The organism is Sphaerospermopsis reniformis (assembly GCF_005402885.1).
Lineage (GTDB): Bacteria > Cyanobacteriota > Cyanobacteriia > Cyanobacteriales > Nostocaceae > Sphaerospermopsis > Sphaerospermopsis kisseleviana.
This window is the reverse complement of the sequence record NZ_BJCE01000202.1, coordinates 1-9,767: the sequence shown is the minus strand read 5'-3', so window position 1 is coordinate 9,767 and position 9,767 is coordinate 1. Positions and strand designations below refer to the sequence as shown.

Here is a 9,767-nt window from a genome sequence, read left to right as displayed (position 1 = left end):
GGGACTGGTGACTGGTGACTGGTGACTGGTGACTGGGGACTGGTGACTGGGGACTGGGGACTGGTGACTGGTGACTGGTGACTGGTGACTGGTGACTGGTGACTGGGTAATCAATTTTATGTTTTCTAATCAACTATTCCCAATTCCCAATTCCCAATTCCCAATTCCCAATTCCCAATTCCCTAATTAATAACTTTTACGTACTATTGACCCGCCAACAAACGCCCCTAATATTGTACCTGTCCATATTCCAGCTATACTACCCTGCCAAATTGCTCCAGGTGTGACTACGACATTACAAACTTGCTGGAAACCCCAGCCTTGAGTTTGACATTTTTGGTTATGCAACATGGAAGTAATTTGTGCAGCCATTAAACCACCAAAAAAGCCAGATGATAGGGCTACAAAAGTACAAATTAGAATGCGTTTTTTGATCATTGTGATTGGTGATTGGTGATTGGTGATTGGTGATTGGTGATTGGTGATATGGGGGGATTGGGAGAAATAACAATATCTTCTCTTACACTCTTTCTTTCTGTCACCTGTCACCTGTCACCTTCTTCAACCAGTATTTCTCATTCCTGCGGCAATACCGTTAATAGTTAACAATGCTCCTCGCAGTAACTCCCCTTTGCTGTAACGAGAGTGAATTATTCCTGGTGTGGTGCTGTTCTTGTACTGTCGTAGGCGCTTGAGTAGAGAAACTTGAATAAATCCTAACGGTACAATTGTTCCATTACGTAACTGTACTGAACGCTGCAAAATCGGATCACCGTCTAAAAGTTTTTGGTGTCCGGTAATTTTTAAGACTAAATCCCTGGTGAGATAGAACTCACTAGCAATTTGCTCAAACACTTTCTCAAAACGAGGTTTGTCTTCAGGGTTAGACAATTCCTGTACGTAATGTCGCGCCATTTCCATGTCTACTTTCGCTAAGGTCATTTCTGCTTTAGAAATCACCATTTTGAAGAAAGGCCATTTGACATAAAAGTAACGCATTAATTTTAAGTGTTCTTCCGGTTGCTCGTTCAAGAACTCCTGTAAAGCTGTACCCACACCATACCAGGAAGGTAACAAGAATCGGGTTTGTGTCCAACTAAATACCCAAGGAATCGCTCGTAAACTGCTTAAATCCTTTTTACCAGATGGTCGTCGCGCTGGACGAGAGCTAATTTGCAGTTGGCTAATTTCTTCGATGGGGGTAACTTGATGGAAGAAGTCGATAAAATCGGGTTGTTCGTAAATGAGAGCGCGATAATGTTGACGCGACGCATGAGCTAATTCTTCCATAATCTCATTCCAAGGTTCAATATCATCAAACCCGGTTTTCAACAAACTAGCTTGTACAACTGCACTGGTAATAGTTTCAACGTGATACAGAGCTAGATCCAACAAAGAATATTTAGAAGCTAAAACTTCTCCCTGTTCAGTGATCTTGATCCGTCCATTAATACTATGTCCTGGTTGGGCTAAAATCGCCTCATAAGCAGGTCCACCACCACGACCTACCGATCCCCCCCGTCCGTGGAAAATTCGCAGGTTTAAACCGTATTCTTCCGCAATTCCTTGCAGGGATTTTTGGGCTTTATGAATTTCCCAGTTACTACTTAAAAAGCCTGAATCTTTGTTACTGTCAGAATACCCTAACATCACTTCTTGCAAGTTGGGGTTGAGGATGGAAGATTGGGAAATAGGGAGACTTGCACTGAGCGACTTGTACTGAGCCTGTCCTGAGCCTGTCCTGAGCCTGTCCTGAGCGGTGTCGAAGGGCGGTGTCGAAGTGTGGGGAGATGGGGAGGAGTTGTCAGGGTTAATTTCTGCATAACCCCCAGCTAAGAAAGCACGATACAATGGTAGTTCAAACAGTTGTCGCATCACGCTTCTAGAGCGTTGTAAGTCTTCTACAGTTTCAAAGAGTGGTACAACACGAATAGTTCCTACAGCGATCGCTGGATCAAATAACCGCGCTTCCTTCGCTAACAGCAGCACTTCCAAAACATCGCTAACTTCCCTGCACATACTGATAATGTAAGTTTGGCAGATGTTAATGCCAAATTCTTGTTGCAGCGATCGCACCACCCGGAAAGTTTCAATTACATCATTAGTTTTTTCCGAAAATGGTAATTCTGCGGGAATTAACGGCCGTCTGGTTTGCAATTCTCCTGTTAACCAAGCTACCCTTTGTTCTTCTGTGAGTTCGTTATAAGATTGGGGTAAAACTTGTAAGTATTCAAGAATTTCATTAATCGTATCAGAATGACGAGATGATTCTTGACGAATATCTAACTGGGTAAGATTAAAGTCGAAAATTTCTACCTGACAGATCAGATGATCTAATTCTCCACAACTTAAACCTGTTTCCGTCAAATTGCGTTGAATTAATCGCAGTTCCGCTAAAAATTCCCCCCCAGAACGATACATGGGAGAATCTTCATTGCTTGGTGTTTCCCGATTATATAAAGCCAGATTGCGATCGCGGGTATTTTCCAACCTTCTTAACACATAAGCCAGCTTTAAGCGATAAGGTTCTTGACGATAACGCAAAGCTAACGCATCGTAGACATCACTCAAAATAGATTGATCTAATTCTAACGACTCCAACAAATCTGGAAGTACATCACTCCAGTGCATAGACACACTTAATAATTCAATCAGATGCTTCACCGATTGAATGTATCTCTCTAAAACCATTTTCCGCTGATAACAAGCGGTTTTCCAAGTAACTTCCGGTGTTACCGATGGGTTTCCGTCTCTATCTGAACCTACCCAAGAACCAAAAGAACAGAAATTTTTACTGGGTGGTTCTAACCAAGGAAATGTTTGTTTTAGAGAGTATGTGAGACGTTTGTAAAGTTGGGGAATACCATCAAATAACACTTCTTGGAAGTAGTGTAAAGCATAATCTACTTCATCCAATACAGTTGGTTTAAACTGATGTAATTCATCAGTACGCCACCATAGACGAATTTCTTCTAATAATCGCTCTTTCACCTCTGCTGCTTCCCAAGGATAGCCACCAGAACGAGTTTCCGCGCTATCTAACTGTTGTAAGAGACTTACTACTTGTCGCTGCTTATCGCGGATCGTGTGGCGGACTATTTCCGTGGGATGGGCGGTGAAAACCAACCGAATATCTAGTTGAGAAATTAAACGCTGAATTTGCTGGGGTGGTACATTCAGTTTGAATAATAGAGGAAATAAAGCTGCAAATGTACCTTTTTGTGTAGCTGGTGTTGTATCAGTCCAACTGTGAGATATGGGATTTCCTCCCCATGACTTAGTAACAGGTAAGTCGTCTTCTCGTTGGTTAGTCGAATAAACAATATTGGGAATATTTTCCTGATCTATGCTGTCTGAGTCAGAATAGCGGCTTAACTGTTGCTTTTGTTCATATTCCTGCTCAATGATATTAATCAATTGAAAATAAAGAGCAAAAGCACGAGCAGCACGAATGGCCTCGTTAATATTTAGCTGTTCAATTAGTTCCACAGCTGACGAGGCTTGATCATTGGTAGCTTGTCCTTCCGGTGAACACAAATCACGCAACTGCCGTAATAGATCCACCATTTTTTGGCCGCATTCTTGCCGCAACACCGACTCCCACAATTCTTCTACTATCTGTAGACGATGACGTAAAAATAATTCAGACATAGGGTAGATATTCGCTGATGGCGAGGAGGAGTATAAAATAGAACCCATATTCTTTGCTCTAGTAAAGCCAATTAATGCCTACAATTTTAGTTTTTTGCTTTTTGCTGTACCAGGGAACTGGTGATTGGTGATTGGTGATTGGTGATTGGTGATTGGTGATTGGTGATTGGGAAAAATATAATAATTACCCATTACCCATTACCCATTACCTATTACCAAAGAAATACCACAATCAGAAAATGAATAAATTGAGTGATGAGGATTACCCAGAGCCAATAAATGGTTATATATAGTTGTTAGCTGTTGTTAGATGTTGTTAGCTTTGGTTTAGTTACTACTGATCTGGGAAGTTGAGAATAGGTAGACGATCGCCTCTAAATACCTCTTCACTAGCTTCTCCTATAGCTTTGAGTGCTTCACCAGTTGCTTTATCTGCTACAAGTAGCAGTAGCATAGATGCCGTAGCTATTTGTAAGAGACCAGATTGGGGAATACTAAAAAAGAGCCAATTTAATCCGGGGGTGGGTGATGGGTGTTGGGTTACAGATGACATTGCTAATTCTTGATGATGGCCAGATGAGTAAAATAGACGCAAAACTCAATCTTGAGAGGACGTGCAACCTTGTAAGACTATCTTTGCCGATTTTGCAAGCTCCAATGGTAACAAAATTGTTAAAAAGAAACTGCAAAATGTGATAAATCTATGGTTCTAGTTTACAAGTACAGGCAAAATCCCCCAATCCTCGCTTCCTGTTAAAGTTAACTTCATAATGAAAACATTATTACTAGATCGCCAGCAAACCTTAGTGCAGTGGGTAAGCCAAGCAACAGGAATTAACACTTTCGGGGTGAAAGTTCGGTTGCTAGGAAATGACCTGCATATCCTTTGTGAAGGTACAGACTGTCCAAAACGTTGGCACACACTCTATGACTTGTTGCAAGCACTTGGACAAACAGATTTAGATAGTCTCACAAATGAGGAACAATCCTCAATATACCAAGTATTGGTCTATGGTCGAAAGAAAGGAGAACATCGTCCTCAATGGTGTCATAGAGTCTATTTAAATCAATTAGATCGACATCTAGAGCAAGCAGAACAAGCACTTTTATTAGAAACCAAAAAATCCAGACTACCTGGTGGGGCGCTGATCGTCTCTAATGAAAGTTTGGCACGACAAGGCAACCCCGATGCGATCGCTCGTTATCTGAGTGAAAACCTAAGTAAGTTGGGTGTAGCAGTACAGGTTAAAAGCAAGCCCTACGAGTCTAAAGCCAACTCTCAAAAAACAGGTAATCGTCTCTGGATATTTTGCCAATCAACTTATAGTCCTGATGCCACATTATTAGCTGAACCAGTAGCCCAACAGTTACGACATCTCAAGCTGGCTGGTTATCAAGATGCTGTTATTGTCTCCCAAGTTCGGGGTGAAAGTGAGCCAGATTGGCGGTTAAGGGTGGATTTAACCCCACCGGAAACCATGCTCAAAGAATGGGCGCGCTGGGGAGATATACAAGCGATCGCTCGTTTGTTAACTGAAGTTTTATCAGATTTCCAAGTTACCGTTCAAGCTTCTTTAAAAGAATTTACCTTACATATCTTTTGTACTCCAGCAGTTGACCCTTTAAAAAATGCTCCTGCACCAGAAAAGGAAGTTTGTTTACCTTTAATTATCTCTCAGTTAGAAAAAATCGCACCCCAAGGCATTCTGGCCGCTGCTGTCTACGGACAAAAAACAGAAGATAAACAACCTGCTTGGGTAGACTGGTTATCTTTACCCGCTGCACAACATCCCGCCTTAGCAACATCCAGCTTAGAATTAGGTGCTGCCGGGGATGAACCAGCGATCATTTTCCTACTGGAGCGTCTGTTAAATCAGGATATGGATTGGCGGTTAAAAACAGGCGGCATTCGCGTTTTATTACTGCGTAAGGGTGATTTACTACACATTATGTGTGATGCGCCCAATTGTCCCAAACGCCAGCAAGTAGCCAGCAAAGTCACCCAATTTATTCGTCAACTCAGTATTGTCGGTGTTACTGGTGTGAGAATTTATGGTCGCCGAGCCGGTGATACTGAACCTGTTTGGCATCATGGAGTTGATTTTGGACATCGCCACAGATTAGTACCAGAAGCTACACCCGAATTTGCAGCTACGGTAGAATATGTCAGTGATTTACTGCCTAAGGAAACCAAAGAGCCAATTTTGCGTCCTGATTTAACAACTCAGGAAGTTCAAAACTTGGTAACTGAAGTAACACAAGATTGGCTGAAAACTGCTCATCAACAAGTCAGAAACTTACTTTTAGCAAGCCAACTGTTTACAGCAACTAACCAATCAACTGAGCAAAATCCCGATGAACAAGGACTCTGGGGAAGTTTCATCTGGGTAGCTTTGGGATTAATACTCGTACTCCAAAGTGATTGGATCTTAGGTGACGTTACTACTAAGATTGGACAAAATACACCCAAAGTTACTGGTGTTTTAACATCTCCATCCTCACAGTCTCAGGTCTCTTTAACATCAGAAAAAAATCAAAGTCAAAGAACAACATTTTTTACCAGCAATAACAACACAACATATTCTCAGTTTGGTAATTCTGCTTTTAATGCTTCTGCATTTACCCCAGCTGATGATACTCCATCAACAAATCTACCTGCCGCACCATTAAAACAAAAAGCCAATGCTACTGCTATTCTCTTGGCTGCAAGATCAAATTTACCCAGTTTTAATGCTAGGCAATTAGATGAACAATTCGCACTTTATAAACAGCGTCTAGCAACAGATGGAAAGCCACCAGATGTCCTAATTATCGGTTCTTCTCGTGCTTTGAGAGGAGTTGATCCTGTTGCCCTTTCTAAAGCCTTGTCCACTCAGGGTTATCCCAAAGTTGACGTATTTAATTTTGGTATTAATGGTGCTACAGCCCAAGTTGTAGAATTTATCATTCGTCGAGTTTTACAACCCTCGGAATTACCAAAAATGATTATTTGGGCAGATGGTTCTAGAGCTTTCAATAGTGATCGCAAAGATATCACTTTTAATGCTATTGCTGCTTCCAAAGGCTATGAAGAGGTATTAAAAAGAGCTACACAGCCTGTTAACAATAATTCATCCAGCCAACAAGCAAATGCAGTGAAAGATAAGCTAACTAAAGATACACCAGTAAATGTTAATACTTATCAAGTGACTAATGATTTTTTAAATCAAGCTTTAGTTGGTATATCTGCCAGCTATGAAAATCGGGGACAAATCAAGGCTTTATTGCAAAAACAACTTAACTATTTACCAGTTATTAATAACTCTCAGCAAGTCAACTCAAAAACCGAATTGACCAGCGATACACAAGAGCAAAATTCCCAAGCAGCCGTTGATTTTGATGGCTTCTTGCCCTTATCTATTCGTTTTAATCCTGCTATATATTATCAAAACCATCCCAGAGTAGCTGGAGCTTACGACAATGACTATAAAGATTTTCAACTAGCAGGTAATCAAGACACAGCTTTAAAATCAATGATAGAGTTTACCAAAAATAAAAAAATATCATTAGTGTTTGTCAATATGCCATTAACAGGAGATTATTTAGACCCAGTGCGGTTAAAATATGAACAAGAATTTCAAAAATATATGTTAGATGCTTCCACTACTAATAGCAATTTTATCTACCGCGATTTAAGCCAAATCTGGCTCAAAGCACATGACTACTTTTCTGACCCCAGTCACCTCAACCGCTACGGAGCTTATGAATTATCTAAAAGGTTGGCTATTGATCCGATGATACCCTGGAGTTTTAAATAAATGGTGATTGGGGATTGGTGATTGGTGATTGGTGATTGGGGACTAATAACTAATAACTAATGACTAATGACTAATAACTAATCACTAATAACTAATCACTAATAACTAATCACTAATAACTAATAACCAAAGAATGAAATTTATATCACCTTTTTACGCGCTGTTTTTGCTGAGTATTCTTTGTATTTACTGGACTGTAAGCGAACAAAAATTAAGATTATGGACAATACTGGTAGCTAGTATTGTATTCTACTCATCTTGGAATATTCAATACTTACCATTACTATTGGTACTTACTTTTATTAACTTTCGTATAGGCTTGGAAATCGGGGAAAATACCTCACCAGGTAAACATTCCCAAGATTGGCAACTTTCTAATGAAGAGTGGCAAATTGCTCAATCTGACTGGAATCTTAACCGTCTCAAAATTTTGTGGTTTGGGATTATTTTCAATGTAGGATTGTTATTAGGTTTTAAATATCTACCTATCATATTTAAATGGATATTTGAGATAAATATAAATTCTCCAGATGCCCCATTTAAATTAGTTACACCCTTGGGAATTTCCTTTTTTACATTTGAGTGTATTGCTTATTTAATAGATGTTTATCGTGGAGCGCCGGCTACTGAACAATTTGTGAAATTTGCTGCCTATAAATTATTTTTTGCTAAATTAATTTCTGGACCAATTACCCGTTACCATAACTTAGCAGTTCAACTCAATACTCTAAAATTGCCTAATGTTGATAAATTATCAGAAGCTTTATGGTTAATTGCTAGAGGTGCGGTTAAAAAAGGCATTATCGCTGATAATCTAGGAATTTTTGTAGATTTATGTTTTGGTAATTTACCAAGAGCAGGTAGCACAGATTTGTGGTTAGCTACTGTGGCTTATGGTTTACAATTATATTTAGATTTTAACGGTTATGTAGATATTGCCCGTGGTACTGCTTTACTTTTTGGTTTAGTTTTACCAGAAAATTTTGATTTTCCTTACTTCAGTACCAGCATTGCCGATTTTTGGCGACGTTGGCATATAACTTTAGGTGATTGGTTACGTAATTATCTTTACTTTCCTTTGGGTGGTTCTCGTCAGGGGTTGATGCGTACCTGCTTAAATTTATTCATTGTGATGATAGTAGCGGGTATTTGGCATGGTTCTGCCTGGGGTTTTGTAGTGTGGGGTGCGTTGCATGGTTTGGCCTTAGCTGTTCATCGTCTCACAGATGCTATGAGCGATCGCTCAAAAATTCTTTACCTATTTTGGCACAACCCTGTCGGTATAATTTTCGCTTGGTTGTTAACCCAGTTCATGATTTTCACCTCTTGGATCTGGTTTCGTCTCCCCAATATTCAAGATTCTGCTTTAGTTATACAACACCTTTGGGGTCATAGTGCGGATTCACAGTTTATTGAAAAAGTCTATGTCGAAGCCTTAAACAGCACTCCTCACCAACTAACATGGTCATTGGTGTTGATCGTTGTTGTCATGAGTATAGCTTATGGCTTTAAACAAAGCATGAAATTAGAGTTGAGTTGGCCGATAAAACTGGTTTTTGTACCTTTATGTTTCTATGCAGTTTGGTTACTAGCTCCTGAAGGCAGTTTACCTTATATCTACTTTGATTTTTAGGGACTTCCAAATAAAAAAAATATCCAATCCAATTAATTATAAGAAAATCGAGTGAGCCAAAACCACGCCCGATAAAGTATCGGAACTTGGTGGAGATACTTTATCGTACTTTAGGCTGTGGATGTACGCGAACGGACTGCCCCAGACCTCTCCAAAATAGAATGTATTAATTTGTCATAAGTTGTAGGGGCGAAGCTTATGGGCGATAATTTAAGGTAAAAATCAGATATCTAGATATCCCAAATGCTTCGACCTGACCCCATAAAGCCCCCATAAATAGGTTCCATAATTTCTTTTCTGGAGATGTCTAATGGTTAATCTGTTTCGTTGTTGGGTTGCCAATGATTGTAGTAGCTACTTTAGTAAATCGCTTTGATCCTAATTTCTAAACAAATCTAAAGTTTTGTAAACTTAATAATAAGTAAAAGTTATTACTTTTATAAATTTTAATAAAATAATCAATGTTACAAAACTCGTAAACTTATGCTAACTTTATAAGAACAGGAAAGAAATTACCTGTGTTTTTAACGAAAACATCGCACTCATAAAATGACCACAACCATTCAACAGCGCCAAAGCGCCAACGTATGGGATCGTTTCTGTGAATTTATCACCAGCACCAACAACCGCCTTTATATCGGCTGGTTCGGTGTATTAATGATCCCCACCCTCTTAGCAGCAACCAC

General features: G+C 39.7%; 5 protein-coding genes and 1 pseudogene. 3 read left to right on the top strand and 3 right to left on the bottom strand.

The window, feature by feature from the left end:
- Nucleotides 1-186: 186 nt before the first annotated feature.
- The 3 genes from FFR48_RS21290 to FFR48_RS21280 all read right to left on the bottom strand — a co-directional run bounded on the left by FFR48_RS21290 (nt 187) and on the right by FFR48_RS21280 (nt 4,204).
- The gene (locus tag FFR48_RS21290) at nt 187-438 is read right to left on the bottom strand and encodes a hypothetical protein (protein WP_096572847.1); all 252 of its coding nucleotides are present in this window, start codon (nt 436-438) and stop codon (nt 187-189) included.
- Between the two features lie 123 nt (nt 439-561).
- Nucleotides 562-3,699, bottom strand: coding sequence for a phosphoenolpyruvate carboxylase (locus FFR48_RS21285; protein ID WP_137668759.1), 3,138 nt, complete (start codon nt 3,697-3,699; stop codon nt 562-564).
- A gap of 286 nt (nt 3,700-3,985) precedes the next feature.
- Complete coding sequence (locus FFR48_RS21280) at nt 3,986-4,204, bottom strand: hypothetical protein (protein ID WP_096571918.1); 219 nt, start codon at nt 4,202-4,204, stop codon at nt 3,986-3,988.
- Between the two features lie 217 nt (nt 4,205-4,421).
- On the opposite strand from FFR48_RS21280, the gene FFR48_RS21275 reads away from it, so the two are divergent.
- The 3 genes and pseudogenes from FFR48_RS21275 to FFR48_RS21265 all read left to right on the top strand — a co-directional run.
- The gene (locus FFR48_RS21275; protein WP_137668758.1) at nt 4,422-7,448 is read left to right on the top strand and encodes a DUF1574 domain-containing protein; all 3,027 of its coding nucleotides are present in this window, start codon (nt 4,422-4,424) and stop codon (nt 7,446-7,448) included.
- Nucleotides 7,449-7,581: 133 nt separating this feature from the next.
- Nucleotides 7,582-9,081 carry an MBOAT family O-acyltransferase gene (locus tag FFR48_RS21270; protein ID WP_137668757.1) on the top strand — a complete coding sequence of 500 codons (1,500 nt, stop codon included), beginning with the start codon at nt 7,582-7,584 and terminating at the stop codon, nt 9,079-9,081.
- 549 nt (nt 9,082-9,630) lie between these two features.
- A pseudogene (locus FFR48_RS21265) lies at nt 9,631-9,767 on the top strand (photosystem II q(b) protein); the annotation flags it as partial.